We start from the raw sequence: 17614 nt of genomic DNA on the forward strand, positions 1-17614 counted from the left end.
CGTGTGGGTTTGGGGTTTTTTGCGCCGAAGCCCCCCTAGTTAAACCACCCCCCCCCCCCGGGGGGGGGGGCCCCCGCGGGGGGGGGGGGGCGCCCCCCCCCCCCCCCCCGCTGCTTGTTCTCCGCCGCCAAGGCCTGCGTGAGGCTCTGCAAAAGAGACGAAATCCCTACTGGTTGCGATCATCACATTAACTGTGGTAACTCTATGAACTTCGGTGTCCGGACGGCATCGCACACTTGAACTCCATCGACTCGGCCGTTTCGGGGAGTGGCGATGAAGAGGCTTCTGAGGTTCTTGGACGCGGCATTCATCACGCTTCAGGCGATATTCGCGCTGACTGCGGTGGTCGTCACCGAGGTGCTCAATCAACGAAATCTGCACCTCACTTTCATCGAAGCGCTCCTGGCGATGATCGTCATTGACTTCTTCATTCTCTTCAGCAGTCGCTGGAAAGTGCTGACCAGGAGTACCGAGGAAATTGCGAGGACGCTCGCCCACCGGGGAATAGGCGTCGAGTTCGTCGAACGCCACACCTTCGATTGGAGAGCCGCTGTGGCTTCGGCGCGTCACGACGTCTTCATCAGTGGTACGACGTTGACCGGCTTCGTGGCCGCGAAGGATCTGTTCGCCGGGCTGAGCAGACGTGTGCAGGTGCGCTTCCTGGTGCTCAACGTGGGCGACGTCGACATCCTCGAGGGGTTTCGGCGGATGAGGTACTCGGACTCCAAACGCCACAGTCAGCAGCGGTACCTGAATCAGGCGAACCTCTTCAAGGATCTCTACATTCGTTTGCGTGACAGCGGAAATATTCAGTTCGCCGTGTCGGACCGCATCATGCCCATGGCCTTCATCGCGATCGACGTGAACCGGTTGTCGGAGAATTCCCTCATACGCGTGCAGCACTACCTGCACGAGAACGAGGCCGACCAGGCGACGGTTTCGTACGTGGTGCGACCCGGCAACCCCACCTACACGCAGTACGCGTCGCAGATCAAGATCCTCTGGGATGCGGCCCTCAAGCAGAACACTTACCTCGACGGGCCGTGACAGCGGCTACTTCTCGGCGATCCAGACCGTCCAGGTGTCCCGTTCGACCGCCGGCCAACGAGGAATCCGTTCGACGACGTAGTCGGCTAGTTGACGGATGCGCCGGTCGTCGAGCGCGTGGAGCAGGGACCGGCCGCGCCGCTGCACGATCTCTTCGTACAACTCGCCCGGTTCGCGGAACACTTTGCGCAGCTCACGTACCTTGCTGCTGTCGACAAGCCGGAATCCTGCCTCCAGGAGAGCGGAGGTGACATCAGGCTCTCGTCGCCGGCGCTCGATCTCGGTCGCTCTCAGGCGTTCATCGAAGGCGAGGTAGTAGCCACGGATGTGTTCCGCCGAAGGCGGTAGGAGGACGTCGTCCACCGTGCGGTCCTGGACCCAGAGCAGGCCGGCGGGTTTCAGGATGCGGCGGGCCTCACGGAAGTTGCGGTGCAAGGTCGTGAAGTGGTGGATGAGAGCTCTCTCGACGACTCCATCGAAGACGTCGTTCTCCGTGCCCACGGCCTCCGCGTCGGTCAGCAGAAGTGACACGCCGTCGACTCCCTGGCAGTAGCTCCGGGCCGACTCCAATGACAACTGCGATGAGTCCATCCCGACGACCAGCTCCGGCGCCATGCCCGCGATCGCCTTGGTGTAGATGCCACCGCCGCACCCCAGGTCGGCGACCAACCGACCCTCCGGGCGCATGAGTCGCGCGAAGAGCACCGACCAGGCGGGGTCTGCGGACCGCCCGACGTAGGTGTTCCGATTGTGAGGATCGTCGAAGTCGATGTACTTACTCATCTGATCATCGCCGGATCCAGGCTCGCAGCATCAGTCTTCCCGCGCCCTCGGAGGCGTCGACGAATGCATGACGCCCGTGCAGGTAACGACGGTTGTCGCTGATCACGATCTGCCCCCGGAGAAGCCGCCCCTCGATGTGTAGAGCCTCGCTCGCCATCACGGCGTCGAGGAGGTCCATGGCCCGAGTCTCGGCCGGAGTCAGCGGCCGCACCCCCGGAATCGCATGCCCGGACTCGATGTAGTCCCGCAGATATGTTAGGTGGTGCGTCCGGTCGTCGGCCCCCGAGCGCTCGACGACCCGCCGTACGATCGTGGCACTGGGTTCGTCCTTGCGCCGCTGGTCGAAGTGGAACTGGTTACCCAGGACGTCGAGGATGTCCGGCATCTGTGCCGAAGCCAGCCGCAAGATCTCCTGCGAGTCTATGAAGACGAGTTCACCGCCGACCGCGGCCTGATGCAGGCAGAGAAGTGCGATGAGATCCGGCACCTCGCCGGGAACGGGTACGCCGTCGGTATGGAAGCTCCCGCCGGCCCGGCTGTCGGAGTAGCGAAGCGTGCGATCCGACAAGTCGTTCCCCCGGTACGTCACCTCTCTCAGCAACTGCACCGAGGAGTCGACGGTTTGTGGGATTAATGTCCCGAGCGCCTCGCAGATCAGGGCGAAGACGACTCGCAACTGCGGGCCGGAGAGATCGTCGAGCCCGGACAACACTGCGATGCCGTGCGTGGTGAGTACCTCACCGATGCCGCAAGCGTCAACCATCCGGCTGACGTGCCGGCGCCATGTCCCGCTCGGCTGTCGCTCCAGGCGCGCCGCGTCGCCGGGATCAACGAACACCCGGTACGGGGAGAAATCCACGACTCATACCTCCTCGGAGTCCTACCGGGACCGATGGGACCTCTTCCTCGTGTGCACGAACGGCGGCCGAGGCCGAGCAGGTGGCCCGACGCCTGCGGGACGCGTGAGCATCTCGACCAGCACCGGGCCGGACGCGCTCAGCAGTCGGGCCAGCGCGGTGAAGACATCAGGCGTGGTCGGGCCACGGAACACTCCAGTAGGCCAGCCGAGGTCGTGCCCGATGGCCGAGAAGCTGAAGCGAGATCCGAGCGTGTCGCCGCCACCGACCGACTCGTGGCTGCCGTTGTTGACGATCACGTGCCGGTAGTTCGGGACGGTGAGCGCAGCGGGCAGGAGCGCCGCTCCCAGATGCATCAGGGCCGAGCCGTCGCCGTCGACGCAGATGACTGGCGCGTCCGGGCGGGCCACTGCCAGACCCTGAGCGACGGAGCACGCGTGACCCATGGCACCGACGCAGTACACGAACTCTTCGAACCGGCCGGGGTGGTCCCTGCGGTACTCGTGCACGAGTCTGCTGTTGAAGCCGGTGGAGCCGACGACGATGCTTCCGGACGGGGCAGCGTCCAAGACCAGTCGTATGGCGTCGCGACTGGTCCATTCCTCCAGTGCGCGGCCCCCCGTGGCCGGAGGTGTGGGCGGAGGCGCGGCACCAACCTCGACCAGGACCGCGGTCACCGTGTTGCTGGCGACCGCCTGCTGGTGGGCCAGGCCCAGCGTGGAGACGACGTCCGACAGGTCGGACGCGCAGGTCGTGCGGAACGGGATTTCTGCCGCGCGGAGCAGGCTCGTCGTAACGCGGCCCACCACCTCATGTTGAGGCTCGTCGCCGGCCCACCCCCGCACTCCGATGAGGAGAACCAGGGGGACCGACTGGACGGAGGTATGCGTCAGCGAGGTGAGGGGGTTCAAGGCGTTCATCAGTCCCGAGTTCTGCATGCAGACCAGGGCGCATTTGCCGCTGCCGAGCGCCCAACCGGCGGCCAGCGCCACGGCGGAGCCCTCGTTGGTGCACACCGACGCGTCGTCGCCCGGTCGCTGCCAGATCGGACCCAGGAACGCCAGAGAAGAGTCCGGCACACCGACGACCAGGCCGAAGGTCCCTCTGATTCGTTTGGCTGCGCCTGCCGCTTCCACGCTCACCCGTCCCTTATCGAGTCAGCTTCCGTGCGTTCGGAATGAACTCCTCGTGGCGTCGGATGAATGGTCTCTTCTCGACATCGCCTATCCACACGCCCTCAAGATTCTTGTACCCGCTGTCCGAGCCGCCGAGAACGCGGACCACCGCGCTCATGAGACCGCCGTGGGTCACGGCTACAAGAGGCGCCGCCGAAGCGTCGTGGGCGACCGCGTCGCGCCACTCCAGGAAGCGGCGGAAGACAGATTCGTCATGTTCGTATCCGTCCGGCTTCCGCCCCGCTTCCCGCCAACCCGGCCACTTCTGGTCGACGTCCTCCGGCAGCATGCCTTCCCAGGCCCCCCAGCTTCGTTCGATCAGCCGATCGTCGATCCGGCACGGGATGCCCTGCGAATCCGCGATCGCCTCGGCGGTCAGGCGGGCCCGTTGCAGCGGGCTGGTCCATACCTGCGAGAAGGTGGGAAGGGAGGTGAGCGCCTGGCGAGCCTGGTCGATGCCGGCCTGGGTCAGACGGGTGTCGCTCAGTCCCTGCATCCGGCCCGTGAGATTCCATTCCGTCTCACCGTGGCGCAGGAGGAGAAGCTCCATCTCAATTCCATCCCGATTCCGACTGCAACTTCAGGACCTCCTCCATCGAGGCGAGTGCCAGGTCCGCCGGTTGACGCCCGCCAGCGCCGAGGATGGACTGGTACGTGTCGTCCATGGCTCTGACCGCAGCACGCAGCCCTTGATTGGCGTAGATGGCAAAAGCGAAGCCGGCGCGTCTCATCTCCTCGAAGCCTGCCTGGCGAATGGAGGTGGCCAGCACCCCGAGGGGTGCCCTCCCGCGCCAGCCGTGGGCGAACGCCTCCAGCGCGTGCATGCCACTGGAGCGGTGCTGGATGATGATCGCGTCGGCGCCTGCCTCGACGTAGGCGTTCGCTCGCTCGAGTGCGTGGTCCACGGAGAACCCTTGAGAGAGCGCTTCGGTGCGAGCTACCACCAAGCAGTCACCAGCGGTCCGAGATCCGGCGGCGGCCGTGATCTTCGAACAGAAGCGATGGACATCGTCGAGCTGGTGTTCGCCATCCAGGAACGTGTTCCTCTTGGGGAAGGTCTGATCCTCGAGGCATATCGCATCGATGCCCCGGTCCACCGCCTCCCGGGCCAGCCGCCGCACGTTGATCACGTCTCCATAGCCGGTGTCGCAGTCCACGATGACCGGGTGGGAGGTGGAGCGCTTGATGCGCCAGGCGGCATCCAGCATCTCATTGAGAGTGATGACACCCTCGTCCACGAGGCCGAGTGCATTCGTGACGCCGAAGCTGCTCACCCAGCTGGCGTCGAAGCCCCTGTGCTCGGCCAGCCGGGCCGAGAGGGCGTCGTGAGCACCGGCGACAATCGCGATTTTGTCCTCTGTCAGCAGGTCGGAAAGACGTCTTGCGGGCCTCTCTCGACGTACCGTCACGCTGCGGCTCCTCCGACTAGAGTCCTTGGGCAGGTTGGTCTCGGTGGTTGGCCGGTATGCGGAACGGAGCACGATCGTTCGCCTGATCGCTGCTCGGCATGGTGGCCTGGGGTCGCTGCCTGCGAGCAGTTCCGCTGGTGCTGTCGAAGGCCCACCTATTCCGCGAGCGTTTCCTCCTGGCCAATGTGGTGAACCCGATCGGCTCCGGCGGCACCGGTCGTCTTCGTCCGGTCCCGTCCGCAACCCCTCATCCTGTGATACTGCCGACGATCTCAGTGCTTGTCGAGCGTCGCCGGAACCGGCTCTGCCAGTATTCGTGGATGATGCAAATCGATGCGTTGGTTGGCCTGCCAGGATCGGCAGGCCAACCCCTCCATTGAATTCGCAAGGAGGCATCCCTGGTCCCGTCAGCAGGTGCCCTAGCGCTCGTCGAAGAAGCCGCGGGCCCAGTCCGCGTACCCGGCGATGGTCTTTCGGACGGTGACACCGTGGGGCAGGAACAGGTACGCGCGGTCGCCGTGACCACCTCGGCGGCGCCGACCGGCCGGGCCGCCATGCCTGGCCCTTGTGAACGGACGCGGCGCCCGGCGACGGAAGCGGCAGTCGGCACTGCGGCAATAGAGCCGAATTGTCGCAACTTCATGCGATCCCCCAGTCTCCAACGGGGTCGGGGCGTTAGAGGTTGCTGCTGCGGCCGAACTGGCGAAGCTGACGTACACCAGATGGCGACCTCGCCGACGTCGGCGGCCTCGGTCGCGACCACTCCGCCGTAGGAGTGCGCCACCAGCATCGCCGGGCCGACCTCGCGTAGCACCCAGCGGGTCTGGACGAGAACGCCCGGTCGATCCTTGCGGATCGTCCGGGCGTTTTTGCCTCAGAGCTGCGTTTCGCCGCCGTCGACGAACAGCTCGCTGCCGGTCATGAAGCTGCTCTGGTCGGACGCGAGGAAGAGCGCCGCGTTTGCGATCTCGTCCGGGTGGGCCAGCCGGCCCATGGGCACGGTGGACGCGATGGTCTCGAGCAGGGCGGGTGACTCCGCGGCGCTGGGTGCCAGGCCCGCGAGCCCGGGAGTCTCGGTGGAGCCGGGAATGAGGGTGTTGACCCGGATCTTCCGGTCCATCAGCTCGGCGGCCCAGGTGCGGCCGAACGAGCGGATGGCGGCCTTGGAGGCGGCGTAGACGCTGAACGCCGGAATGCCGCTGACCGCCGAGGTCGAGCCGGTCAGCACGACCGAGGCGCCCTCGTTGAGCAGGGGCAGGGCCTTCTGCACGGTGAAGATGGTGCCGTAGACGTTGGTGTCGAAGGTGTTGGCGACGTGCTCGACCGTGATCGAGTCGAGCGGGCGGAACTCGCCGCTGCCGGCGTTGGCGAACACCACGTCCAGCCCCGCGCCGCGCTCCTCGATCGCCCGCATCACCCGGTCCAGGTCGTCGAGGTTGCCGACGTCGCTGACGATGCCTGTCGCGTTGGCGCCGATGCTGGCCACCGCCTCGTCCAGCGGGCCCTTGCGGCGACCGGTGACGAAGACGTAGGCACCTTCGGCCGCGAAGCGGCGGGCGGTGGCCAGGCCGATGCCCGTGGTGCCGCCGGTGACGAGAGCGGTCTTGCCGTCGAGCTGTCCCACGATCGATCTCCTTCGCAAATTGTGTACCGAGCGGTACGGATACGACCGTAGCAACGTCCTGACCTGCTCCGCAAATTTCTGTACCGATCGGTTGCGTTGGTGGGTAGGATGGGCGCCGGAGGTGGTGGCCGGTGCCCGTACGAGGACGTCCCCGCGGTTTCGACGTCGACGAGGCGCTGGAGCGCGCGCTTGAGGTGTTCTGGCGCCAGGGGTACGAGGGTGCCTCGATGACCGACCTCACCGCCGCCATGGGCATCAACAAGCCCAGCCTCTACGCCGCCTTCGGCAGCAAGGAGGAGTTGTTCCGCAAGGCGGTGGCCCGCTACGCCGAACAGGACATGGAGTACGCGCGGAACGCTTTCGCCCAACCCACCGCGTACGAGGTCGTCGCCACTCTGCTGCGCGAGAACGTGCTCGCCGTGACCCGGCCCGACCGGCCGGCCGGCTGCCTGTCGATCCAGGGCGGCACGGCCTGCTCCGGCGAGAATGCCGCGGTCGCCGGGTTCCTCGCCAGCAGCCGCCTGGCCGGTGAGCTGGCTCTCGCCGACCGGTTCACCCGCGCCGTGGCCGAAGGCGACCTACCCGCCGACGCCGATCCGGCCGCGCTCGCCCGCTTCGTCATGAGCGTCACCGAGGGGCAGGCGATACACGCCGCCGCCGGGGTCGCGCGGGAGGACCTGCGTCAGACGGCGGAGATCGCGCTCGCCGGCTTCGCCGCCGTGTCCGGGGCGCGGCCCCCCGCATCCGCGGACAACCCGGCCTGAACGGTCACGGTCGGACGAGCACCGCCACCCCGTCGAGGAGCCGTTGCAGCCCGAACTCGAAGAGGCTGTCGACGTTGAGGTCGATTGCCGACCGGCGGGCCAGCCCTCCAATGTGGTGGAGGGCCGGCCCGCCGCCCGTCACGCAGTTGGGGCGGTGCCGTCCCGGTGGGTCAAGCGGTACGAGGCATCGACGGCATCCGTCTCCAGGATCACCGTCACCGGACCGGCGGGCAGGGTGCAGGTGATCGTCCGTTCGACGGCCGAGCTGCCGGGGCCGCAGTACCGGATGCCCTGGCTGTCGAAGACCGACATGCGGGCGTCACCGGAGCCGGCGGTACGCGTCCACGTGAAGCTCTCCCGGCTGGCGCGCTGGTCGGCCGGTACTGTGTAACAGACCGCGAAGTGGTCCGCTCCGGTGTTCACCGTTGCGCCGGCCGCGTCCCCCGGCAGGACCGGGCAGGCCGGCGGCCCGTCGGTCCGGGCGAAGCCCACGGCGTACGAGCTGGTGGGGGATCCCTCATCCGCGGTGAGCAGCACGGAGAAGGGCGCCTCGCCGGTCAGCTCACAGCTGTACTGACGCAGCGAGGAGTAGTCGCACACCTGCTCGCCGGCGGCGTTCAGCACGCTGATCTCCGGTGAGGTCGCGGCCGTCACGTCCCCGGCCAGCAGCTCGGCGATGTGGGCCCCCGCCGGACTGGGCAGCTGGAGGCAGTTGTGCTGCCCAGCGGCGTCGAACCCGCCCCGGTGCGGGGCGTCCTGCCAGCCGGTGTCGGACACCGGCGTGCAATCCGACGGCTTCCACGGCAGCAGCGCGACGGCGTAGCGGAAGTCAGTGTCGATCACCGTGCCGGTTACGCCCCCGCTGAGGACCATCGTGTACTTCCCCGCCGCGGGGACCTCGCACCAGGTGTCGGTGCAGACCTTGATTCCGGCGGAGTCGTAGACGGTGGCGTACGACCGGTAGTTCACCGCGTCCACCGCCGTGACCCGGTACACCCCGGCGCTGGGAAGGTCCAGGGTCCGGCAGCGGATGCCGCCGAGGGCGCCGGCCGGTGCCGAGTTGTACGTGCCCGGGGTGATGGTCGGGCAACCGACCGCGTCGGAGAGTCGACGGACCTGGACCTTGTACGTGAGGTCCACGCTGTCGGCGTCCCAGTTCGCCAGGTAGGAGACGACGCGGTAGGTGCCGGTGGAGGGCAGTACGCACCCGTCCTGCTCCGACCAGTCGGTACACAGCACCGCACCCTGCTCGTCGACGATCGAGGAGGAGACGTCGTTGTACCGGTCCGGGGCCCGGTAGACCATGACCCGCTCACCGGCCTCGCCGTGGAACGGCTGGCAGTTGGTCTGCACCGCCGAGGTCTGGTGCACCGTCAGGGCCGGCTGGTCCCAGTTGAGTCCGGTGGGGGCGGCGCAACCTTCGGTCTGGTCGAGGCGGGCTGCCGCCACCCGATAGGTGACCGGCTCCCAGTTCCAGTTCTGCGCCACCAGCGTGTAGGCGCCGGCTGCCGGTACCGCGCAGGACCGCGAGGAGTCGTACTCCGTGCACACCACCTGTCCGGCGTCGTCGTACAGCCGCCAGTCGAGGTACTGGTTCGCGTACTGGTCCAAGCGGACGATCAGTCGGCCCGGAGTGGTGACCCGCAGCGACTGGCAGCCGATCCCCTGGTTCGGTGGCACGGTGCCGGTCCCGACCGCCGCGCCCGGGTCTCCGAACGCGGTCAGCGGCAGCGCCGGGCAGCCGACCGACTGCGAGATCCGGGGCATCTTGAGGGTGTAGGGGGCCTTGTTGCCGTAGGTCTCCTCCAGGAACAGCCGGTACGGTCCGGCCTCGCGGAGGGTGCACTCGGTGGGGTAGCGCACCGAGCAGACCGGCTGGAACTGGGCGTCCAGGATGTTGCCCTGGATGTCCTCGGCGCCGCCCGGGTCGGCGAGGTGCAGGACCGTGCCGGTGGGCTGCTTGAACGTGAAGCAGCGGGCGGCAAGGCCGGCGGGCAGCGTGCCGCTGCGACCGGCGGAGGCGAAGGAGAAGAAGCTCGCGGGCAGGCTGACGCAGGTGGACGGGGTCCGCATCGACTCGGCCGACAGCGAATAGGCGCCCTTGCCGGTCCCGTAGTCGAGCGTCACCGTGACCGTGTAGGTGCCGGCAGCGCCGAGCTTGCACTCGGTGAGGTACGGACCGACGTAGCAGATGGTGATGCCATCGCCGCCCTTGACCTGTGCGCCGACACCGTCACCGGAGACCTCGCGGAGCCGGATGAACAGGGTGTCCTGGTCAACCGTCGAGGTGATCGTCCACTTCTGCCGTGCGGCGCCGGCGATCGACGCGCAGTTCTTGACCTGGCCCAGCGGGAGATGGCCGCCGCAGGCGGCCGAGAGGCCAACGACAGTCGTCGGACCCGCGGTGGCCCGGCCGGGGGCGGGAGTCGTGGGTGCTGGCTTCGAGGGTGCGGTGACGGCGGGCGGTTGCTCGGTCGTCAGTGTCGGTCGCGGCGACGGCTGGGCCGTCGGGGCGGCGGTGGCGGGGCCGGCCAGCAGGCCCGCCCCCGTGAGGCTCAGGGCCGCCACGGCGGCCCACCTTGCGAGGTGTCTCCACCATGGATCGGACGCGTTTGTACGCACGATGTCCCCCCGTGTTGTGTCGCGCGATCTGCGCGAGCGAGGGGATAGTTTCACGATGGTCGATCGCGGACAATCGGCTTGTCGGGTCGGACGGGGCGGGTCGTTCAGCAGGGGGCCGCGCCCTCGTCGAAGAGGCGGCGGGCCCAGTCGGCGTACCCGGCGATGGTTTTTCGGACCGTGCGCCCGTCGTGCAGGAACAGGTACGCGCGGTCGCCGCTGCGGGCGAGCAGTCCGTCGAGTCGGTGCGTCCCCTGTGGAGCGGGCAGCCGCGTGACGGACGGGTAGCGGGCCCAGACCTCGTCGATCGGCGAGCCGGCGGTGATGCCCTCCGGTGTGCGCATCGGGTCACCGACCCACAGCAGCACCAGTCTGTCCTCGATGAAGACCGGGCTGACCGTGTCGTGGCCGGTGAGCACGGGCCCGCAGGCGTCCTGGTCGGTACGCAGGACGCCCCGGCGGGTCAGCTCGGCCTCGGTGTCGCCAAACTCGATGTTGCGCAGGCCGTTCAGGTCGATGATCTCGACGTTGCCGGCGGGCCGGTGCGGTGGCATCGGGCCGGGCGGTGGCGTCCCGCTGCCCGCGATCGAGGCAGCAGTCAGCAGCATGGCAATAAACGCTAATTGTCGCAATTTCATGGAATCCCCCAGTCCCCCAACGGGACGGGGCCGCTCAGGTTGCTGGCCAGCGCCGGATTACTGGTTTTCCCACTGTTCGACCAGCTCGTCCCAGTAGTCGGCGCTGAGTCGCCGCCGGCCGTGCGCCAGCCAGCCGTCGGTGTTGCGCTCCAGATGCAACCCCACCTCGGCGAACGGGTCGATCCACGCGCCCCGCTCGACGCCGAGCTGAACCAGCGCCGCGTTGATCGGCCACTTTTCGCGCGGCGCGTCGAGGACGTCGTCGAAGCTTGGACCCCAGGACAGGGTGCCGCCCAGCCACACCGCCGCCGACTGGTGGCCGACGCCACCGCCGAACTCGGCCTCCACGTACGCCACCGGCCCCGACCGTGACCAGCGGGCCAGCAGGTCGGCCAGCGCCGGCGACAGCACCAGTTCGAACGGGTGCGCGGCGCTGCGGTCGTCGGTCGCGTAATCCGGCAGCGAACCGGTCAACTCCACCACCAACTGCGGCGTGATCGGCAACAGCGCGAAATCCTGCCGCAGCTCGCCGAGGACCGCGTGATCCAGCTCGGCGGTCTGCTCGCGGAGCAGGTCCACGTCCGCGACCACCGCGCTGAGCTGGTAACCCATCGAACCCTCCGCCGTCCACAGCCTGTGGATAGAACATGTGTACGACGGTTCTCCGGGTGCCGCCGGTCCCTGGAACGGTACCGGTGCTGCCGGTGATCCGAAGCGCTCAGACCCGTCCCGGCGGCACCGCGACGGCCGCGCAGATCTTGGACAGTTTCCGTTCGCGCGGAACGGAAACTGTCCAAGATCTGCGGCGGTGAGCCCTCGCGGGTGTCAGGCGCGGCGGGCGACCTGGGTGACGAACGCGCGCCAGGCCGTCGGCGCGAAGGCGAGCGCCGGGCCGCTCGGGTCCTTGGAATCCCGTACGCGGACCACGCCGGGCAGGTTGTCGGCGACCTCGACACAGTTGCCACCGTTGCCGCTGCTGCGGCTGCTCTTGCGCCACCGGGCGCCGTTCAGCTCCATGTCTCCGCCACTTCCGTCATCAGATCGACCGACTGCCAGTGCGACAGCGCCTCGCCGCGCACGTTTTCCCATGCCGCCATCATGGCCGCGATGTCGTCGGGGTCGCTAGCGACTTGTCCCTGAAGCTGGTTGTCCAGGTAGCCGGCGACCCGATGGTCGTGGCTGTGGGCGATCACGAACGGCCCGTTGAGGCCGGCGTACGCGCCGACCGCGCTGGGCACCACGTGCACCCGGATGTGCGGCTCCGCGCAGGCGGCGACCACGGCCAGCAGCTGCTCGCGCATGGTCGCCCGGCCGCCCACCGGCCGGCGGAGGATCGCCTCGTCGATGACGGCCGTGAACTGCGGCGGGTCGTCCCGCTTCAGCACGCCCTGCCGGTTGAGCCGCACGGTGAGGTGCCGCTCGATCTCGCCGCGGGGGATCAGGCCCGCGCCGCCGAGGACCGCGCGGGCGTACGCCTCGGTCTGGAGCAGGCCCGGCAGGACGGTTGACTCGAATGAGCGCAGCGACACCGCCTCGCGCTCGATCTCCTGCCACGGACGAAACCAGATGGGGTCACGACGTCTTGAAGTGTCCGGCCAGATGTCCGACACGTCCTTGTGGAGGGCTTCCGCTGCCGCGAACCGGTGCCGAGGATGCGGGATGCGGCCCTCGGTCAGCCAGCGCGCCACGGTCTTCGGGTCGACGCCGACGGTCTCGGCGAGCGATTCGGTGGTGTGCCCGGTGTCGTTCAGTGCCACCCGCAGCGCGTCGTTCACGGCCCCTCCATCGGATGTCTCGAATATCTGAGAACCATATAGCTACGCCCTGTATCTGCCCGGTGACGCGCCCGAGGGTGGTTGCAGAAGACGGCGTGGCCGGTGGAGGCGCAGCAACCCGGCGGTCGGCGTCAGTCCGGGGTCGCCCCGACGCGGAGGCGGGGTGACTCCCTCCACCAGCGAAGGAGGCTGACTCTTGCCCCGCCGTCGCCACCGGAACCACCTGCCGATCCGACCCACCTGGCGATGTCAGGCGTGCGGCATCGCCTGGCCCTGCTCGCCAGCGAAACTGCGACTGCTCGGGGAGTACCGGCAGGACCGGCTGGCGTTGACCATCTACCTGGCGACGCTCCAGGCCGAGGCCGGTGAACACCTCCGGGACGTCGACCCGGCCCGGCTCACCGAGCGCTTCTTCTCCTGGACTCGCGCCCGGGGGTGAGAGTCTGGGCACGGTACGCGCCGCCGTGGACCTCTGCCGGCCCGCCGACGGGAGGTCCGGCGGGCGGTCTGGCTCCAGATCTTGGACAATTTCCGTTAGCTCCGAACGGAAACTGTCCAAGATCTCGTCGTTTCGGCGCGCGGGCCAGCCGCGCCAGCCCTCGAAGACGCGGCCGCAAAGCTCGCTCCGCCGGTCAGGGTCGCCAGATCACGATGTCGATGTCGCGTCGTCGCTCGGCGAAGCGGCCGTCCCGCGCCGTCGCCGTCAACAGCTCGCGCAGGTCGGCCTCGAACGCGGGCCGCCGATCGCCGAACAGGTGCGGTGCCGAACTGGACAGCGAGAACACCGCCGAGACGATCTCGTCCACCGGGCGTTCCACGACCATCCCCTGTTCGACAGTGACCCGGGTGGGGCCGGTGAAGCCCGCCGCGAGCATGATCTCGCCCTCGCCGCTGGGGGTGCCGGCGGGCAGCGACCCCTGACCGGCCCGGCGCACCGGCCCCAGGTAGCGCGCGACCAGGTCGTTGATCTGCGACCAGGGCGGGCGGGGGTACGGCAGCGGGTCGTCCCCGGTCACGCCCTGGTGCGTGGTGGCGCTGACGTGGACCCAGGCCCCGTCGGGCGTGAGCATGTCGCGGACCCGCCGGGCCACCAGCGGCCGGTCCATCCAGTGGAACGACTGGGCGAACGTGGCCACCCGGAACGTACCCAGGTCGGCCGGCAGAGCCTCGGCGCGCAGGTGCCGCCACTCGACGGCGGTGGCCCCCGACTCGGCGGCTCTGCGCTGCGCCTCGGCGAGCATGTCCCGGTCGGGGTCGACCCCCACCGCCGCCTCGAACAGCGGCGCCAGCAGCAGCGTCAACGACCCGGGGCCACACCCGACGTCCAGGAGGCGACCGGTGCCATCCAGGTCGAGCGCCGTACGGATGGCGTCGACGAGTTCGGGCGGATAGGGCAGCCGGCCCACGCTGTAGTGGTGCGCGCTGCCCGCGTACAACGTCTCGTCCCACTCCCACGCGGTCTCGGCCATGGCGTCGATGACACCACAGCAAGAACGCCCAGCCGACCTGTTATCGGTCTGCTGGGCGTTTCTGCTGCTCAGGCGAGCGGAGGATACGAGATTCGAACTCGTGAGGGTGTAAACCCAACACGCTTTCCAAGCGTGCGCCCTAGGCCTCTAGGCGAATCCTCCGCGAGCCAGGATACAGGCCCTTGCCGGCCGGGCCACCCCACCACCCCCTGAAGATCGACGAGCCGTCGGGTAGGGTTGGCGTCACCTCCCGTGCGGCGGTATCTCGTGAACCTCCCCAGGGCCGGAAGGCAGCAAGGATAAGCGAGCTCTGCCGGGTGCACGGGAGGCCTTTTTGTCTCCGGGGCCTTGATCCACTCCAGGTCGCCGATGTGGGGCTGTTCTGGGCCGTGGATACCGCCACGTCGCCGAGATGGAGTCGATCAAGCGCGGCAACCCGGGGTAACCCAAGCTGCCCGGCGGGGTGGGTGGTCACCCGCGCCCGACCGGCGCAGAATGGCTCGGTCGAGAGGAGGCGGGACGAGTGACGCTGGCGCTCTACCGCAAGTACCGGCCACGTACCTTCGCCGAGGTCATCGGGCAGGAGCACGTCACCGAGCCGTTGTCGCAGGCGTTGCGCAGCGGCCGGCTCAACCACGCCTACCTCTTCTCCGGCCCCCGTGGCTGCGGCAAGACGTCCAGCGCCCGGATCCTGGCCCGCTCGCTCAACTGCGAGCAGGGCCCCACCCCCGAGCCGTGCGGCAAGTGTGAGTCGTGCCGCTCGCTCGCCATCGACGGCGCCGGCTCCATCGACGTGATCGAGATCGACGCGGCCAGCCACGGTGGTGTCGACGACGCCCGTGAGCTGCGCGAGCGCGCGTTCTTCGCGCCAGCCAGCAGCCGCTTCAAGATCTACGTGATCGACGAGGCGCACATGGTCTCGACCCAGGGCTTCAACGCCCTGCTCAAGCTCGTCGAGGAGCCCCCGGAGTACGTCAAGTTCATCTTCGCCACCACCGAGCCGGAGAAGGTCCTCGGCACGATCCGGTCGCGGACCCACCACTACCCGTTCCGGCTGATCCCGCCGAAGATCCTCCGCCCGTACCTGGAGCAGCTCACTCAGGCCGAGGGCGTCGCCGTCGAGCCGGCGGTCTTCCCGCTGGTGGTTCGCGCCGGTGGCGGCAGCGCCCGGGACAGCCTCTCCGTGCTCGACCAACTCATCGCCGGCGCCGGCCCGGAGGGCGTCAGCTACGCCCGCGCCGCCGCGCTGCTCGGGGTCACCGACGCCGCGTTGATCGACGAGATGTGCGACGCGCTGGCCGCCGGTGACGGCGCCGCCGCGTACGCCACCGTCGACCGGGTCGCCGAGGCCGGGCACGACCCGCGCCGGTTCGCCTCCGACCTGCTGGAACGGCTGCGCGACCTGATCGTGATCCAGCAGGTGCCGGACGCCGCCGCGAAGGGCCTCATCGACGGCCCCGCCGACCAGATCGAGCGGATGGCCGCCCAGGCGTCCCAGCTCGGCCCGGCCACGCTCTCCCGCTGCGCCGACATCGTGCACGACGGCCTGGTGGAGATGCGCGGCACCACCGCGCCCCGCCTGCTGCTGGAGCTGATCTGCGCCCGGATGCTGCTGCCCGGCGTGGACGACTCCGCCGGCGGCCTCCTCCAGCGCCTCGAACGGATGGAACGCCGGCTCACCCTGGGCGGCACCGACGCGCCGTCGGCCGCCGCCGGTTCCGCGTCAGCAGCCCAGCAAGGGGTACGCCCACAGCACGCCCCTCCGGTCCCGGCTGCCGCCACCCCGGCACCCGCCAATGCCCCGACCTCAGCACCGCCGTGGGACGTCGACCCGACCGCGTCCCCGACCCCCGGCGCGCGGGCCGCAGACACTGCGGGCTCGGGCGTTGTGGGTTCGGGTGCTGCGGGCTCGGGCGCTCGCGTTCCCGGCGTACCGGCCGCGCACGCGCCATCGAGGGCCGACTCACCGATTCCGGCCTCGCCCGGTGCGTCGGCCGTCGCCGCGTCGACCTCCGCTGACCCGGCCGCCGCACCCGTCTCGCCCGCCGGAACGGGCACCCGCTCGCCTGCTCCGCGTCGCGTGGTGCCGCCGTCGGCCGTGCTGCCCGACCCGGCGACACCCGTGCCGCCTCGCCCCGGCGCGCCGGCCGCCGCACTGGACGCGGTAGCCGTTCGCCGGGCCTGGCCCGACGTGGTCGGCAAGGTCAACCGGACCAACAAGCGGATCGCCGCCCTCATGCGTGACGCGGTGGTGCGGGAACTCGACGGCGACATGCTGGTGCTGACGGTGAAGTCCACCGTGCTGGCCAAGATGATGGCCGACCACTCGGCGGTGCTCACCGACGCGCTCTACGAGGAGCTGGGCGGACGCTGGCAGATCCGCTGCGAGGTGGCCGGCGAGCGGGGTGGCGTGTCGCTGTCCGGCCCACCGCGCTCCCAGCCGGCCGCGCCGCCCCGCCCGACCGCTGCCGCGCCGGCACCGACCGCGCCGACCTCGGCCGCTCCGACCGCTGCCGCGCAGCCGTCCGCGCCGGCCGCTGCCGCCCAGCCGTTCGCGCCGACCCCGACCGCTCCGACCTCTGCCGCGCAGCCGACCGCGCCGACCCAGGCCGCGCCGACCGCGGTTGCGCCGACGTCGGCCCCGGTTGCCGCGCCGGCCGCTGCCGCCGCGCCGCCTGCACCGGCGGATGTCCGACCTGCCCCCACGAACACACCGCCCAACGTGTCTCCGGCCTCGACGAACACGGCCGCCGCGGCTGGCTCGACGAACACCCCGGCGGCTGCGACACCTGACGACGAGGACGACTGGCCGGAGGCTGCGCGCCCCGGTGGCAATGCTCCCGCCGCCGCCCAGGCGACGGATGACGACGACTGGCCGGAGGCCGCCCGGCCGGGCGGTACCGCCGTGGACGACCGCGACTCCGCCTCGGGCGGCTCCTCCGCACCCGTGTCGACAGGCGTGAACGGCGCCGACGCGGCCCACACCAGATCGAACGGTGCCGGCCCGGGGGCGAACGGTGGCGGCTCCGGCGGCTCCGGCGCCGTGACCGGTCAGCCGGACGCACGGGCGGCCAACCCGACGCCGGCGGCCCGGCAGCCGGCGGCAGCCGGTGGCGCACCGGTGAGCAGCGCCATCGCCGCCGCACGAGCGGCGGCGGCGGGGCGCGGCGCGCGTACCGCATCGGCGGCCCGGCCCGTCGCGGACGCCGAATGGGCGGGCGAACCGCCTTACGACCCGGACTTCGACGGCCCGCAGCGCGGGAGGCGCCCGGGTGGCGCGGCACCGGCGGCGGTACCGACCTACGAGGGGTTCGACCCGGGCGACGAACCGTTGGACGAGGTCATCGACGAGAAGACCGCCCGGGAGTCGAGCGAGGAGCAGGCGGTACGGCTGCTCCGGGAGACCTTCGGCGCCGAGAAGATCGACGAGGTGGACGCCCGCTGACGCCCTGCC

Annotated in this window: 17 protein-coding genes, 1 tRNA gene and 1 other RNA gene; 5 read left to right on the forward strand and 14 right to left on the reverse strand. The window is 69.6% G+C overall.

What is annotated here, in order from left to right:
* Nucleotides 1-273: 273 nt before the first annotated feature.
* On the forward strand, nt 274-1047 hold the full coding sequence (locus tag ACFYPH_RS00130; protein ID WP_387177779.1) for a hypothetical protein: 774 nt from the start codon (nt 274-276) through the stop codon (nt 1045-1047).
* Between the two features lie 6 nt (nt 1048-1053).
* Here ACFYPH_RS00130 and ACFYPH_RS00135 read toward each other — a convergent pair whose 3' ends face one another.
* The 6 genes from ACFYPH_RS00135 to ACFYPH_RS00160 form a co-directional block, all read right to left on the reverse strand.
* Nucleotides 1054-1830 carry a class I SAM-dependent methyltransferase gene (locus ACFYPH_RS00135; protein WP_387177781.1) on the reverse strand — a complete coding sequence of 259 codons (777 nt, stop codon included), beginning with the start codon at nt 1828-1830 and terminating at the stop codon, nt 1054-1056.
* Nucleotides 1831-1834: 4 nt separating this feature from the next.
* Entirely contained in the window at nt 1835-2689 is an 855-nt protein-coding gene (locus tag ACFYPH_RS00140; protein ID WP_387177784.1) for a TauD/TfdA family dioxygenase, read from the reverse strand.
* 21 nt (nt 2690-2710) lie between these two features.
* Nucleotides 2711-3766, reverse strand: a complete 1056-nt coding sequence (locus ACFYPH_RS00145; RefSeq protein ID WP_387177787.1) for a thiamine pyrophosphate-dependent enzyme — start codon at nt 3764-3766, stop codon at nt 2711-2713.
* A gap of 70 nt (nt 3767-3836) precedes the next feature.
* Entirely contained in the window at nt 3837-4412 is a 576-nt protein-coding gene (locus tag ACFYPH_RS00150; protein ID WP_387177790.1) for a histidine phosphatase family protein, read from the reverse strand.
* A 1-nt stretch (nt 4413) separates the two neighbouring features.
* Nucleotides 4414-5271, reverse strand: a complete 858-nt coding sequence (locus ACFYPH_RS00155; RefSeq protein WP_387177793.1) for an isocitrate lyase/PEP mutase family protein — start codon at nt 5269-5271, stop codon at nt 4414-4416.
* A gap of 874 nt (nt 5272-6145) precedes the next feature.
* A complete protein-coding gene (locus ACFYPH_RS00160; RefSeq protein WP_387177796.1) occupies nt 6146-6895 on the reverse strand; it encodes an SDR family oxidoreductase in 750 nt (249 codons plus the stop codon).
* Nucleotides 6896-7026: 131 nt separating this feature from the next.
* Between ACFYPH_RS00160 and ACFYPH_RS00165 the strand changes: the two genes are divergently transcribed.
* A complete protein-coding gene (locus ACFYPH_RS00165) occupies nt 7027-7659 on the forward strand; it encodes a TetR/AcrR family transcriptional regulator (RefSeq protein WP_387177799.1) in 633 nt (210 codons plus the stop codon).
* Between the two features lie 4 nt (nt 7660-7663).
* Here the strand turns inward: ACFYPH_RS00165 and ACFYPH_RS00170 are convergent, their stop codons facing one another.
* The 6 genes from ACFYPH_RS00170 to ACFYPH_RS00195 all read right to left on the reverse strand — a co-directional run bounded on the left by ACFYPH_RS00170 (nt 7664) and on the right by ACFYPH_RS00195 (nt 12691).
* Entirely contained in the window at nt 7664-7801 is a 138-nt protein-coding gene (locus ACFYPH_RS00170) for a hypothetical protein (protein WP_355064834.1), read from the reverse strand.
* Nucleotides 7798-10227, reverse strand: a complete 2430-nt coding sequence (locus ACFYPH_RS00175; protein ID WP_387177803.1) for a hypothetical protein — start codon at nt 10225-10227, stop codon at nt 7798-7800. The genes ACFYPH_RS00170 and ACFYPH_RS00175 overlap by 4 nt, the downstream gene beginning before the upstream one ends.
* A gap of 158 nt (nt 10228-10385) precedes the next feature.
* Nucleotides 10386-10880 (reverse strand): hypothetical protein, encoded by a 495-nt coding sequence (locus tag ACFYPH_RS00180; RefSeq protein WP_355065027.1) that lies wholly within the window; start codon nt 10878-10880, stop codon nt 10386-10388.
* A gap of 93 nt (nt 10881-10973) precedes the next feature.
* Nucleotides 10974-11528, reverse strand: coding sequence for a hypothetical protein (locus ACFYPH_RS00185; RefSeq protein WP_387177806.1), 555 nt, complete (start codon nt 11526-11528; stop codon nt 10974-10976).
* 213 nt (nt 11529-11741) lie between these two features.
* Complete coding sequence (locus ACFYPH_RS00190) at nt 11742-11933, reverse strand: DUF397 domain-containing protein (protein ID WP_387177809.1); 192 nt, start codon at nt 11931-11933, stop codon at nt 11742-11744.
* Nucleotides 11924-12691 (reverse strand): helix-turn-helix transcriptional regulator, encoded by a 768-nt coding sequence (locus tag ACFYPH_RS00195; protein ID WP_363937556.1) that lies wholly within the window; start codon nt 12689-12691, stop codon nt 11924-11926. The genes ACFYPH_RS00190 and ACFYPH_RS00195 overlap by 10 nt, the downstream gene beginning before the upstream one ends.
* A 196-nt stretch (nt 12692-12887) precedes the next feature.
* On the opposite strand from ACFYPH_RS00195, the gene ACFYPH_RS00200 reads away from it, so the two are divergent.
* Complete coding sequence (locus ACFYPH_RS00200; RefSeq protein WP_354856438.1) at nt 12888-13130, forward strand: flavin reductase; 243 nt, start codon at nt 12888-12890, stop codon at nt 13128-13130.
* Between the two features lie 193 nt (nt 13131-13323).
* On the opposite strand, the gene ACFYPH_RS00205 is transcribed toward ACFYPH_RS00200, so the two are convergent.
* Together ACFYPH_RS00205 and ACFYPH_RS00210 are read right to left on the reverse strand one after the other, a co-directional pair.
* Nucleotides 13324-14160: a class I SAM-dependent methyltransferase gene (locus ACFYPH_RS00205; RefSeq protein WP_387177812.1), complete on the reverse strand. Its 837-nt coding sequence runs from the start codon at nt 14158-14160 to the stop codon at nt 13324-13326.
* A 77-nt stretch (nt 14161-14237) separates the two neighbouring features.
* A tRNA-Ser gene (locus ACFYPH_RS00210) sits at nt 14238-14322 on the reverse strand.
* A gap of 82 nt (nt 14323-14404) precedes the next feature.
* Here ACFYPH_RS00210 and ffs point away from each other — a divergent pair.
* An RNA gene (ffs, locus tag ACFYPH_RS00215) (signal recognition particle sRNA small type) lies at nt 14405-14494 on the forward strand.
* A gap of 189 nt (nt 14495-14683) precedes the next feature.
* Nucleotides 14684-17605, forward strand: a complete 2922-nt coding sequence (locus ACFYPH_RS00220) for a DNA polymerase III subunit gamma and tau (RefSeq protein WP_387177815.1) — start codon at nt 14684-14686, stop codon at nt 17603-17605.
* The last annotated feature ends 9 nt before the right edge of the window (nt 17606-17614 follow it).

The sequence above is a fragment of the Micromonospora sp. NPDC005252 genome (assembly GCF_042872475.1).
GTDB lineage: Bacteria > Actinomycetota > Actinomycetes > Mycobacteriales > Micromonosporaceae > Micromonospora.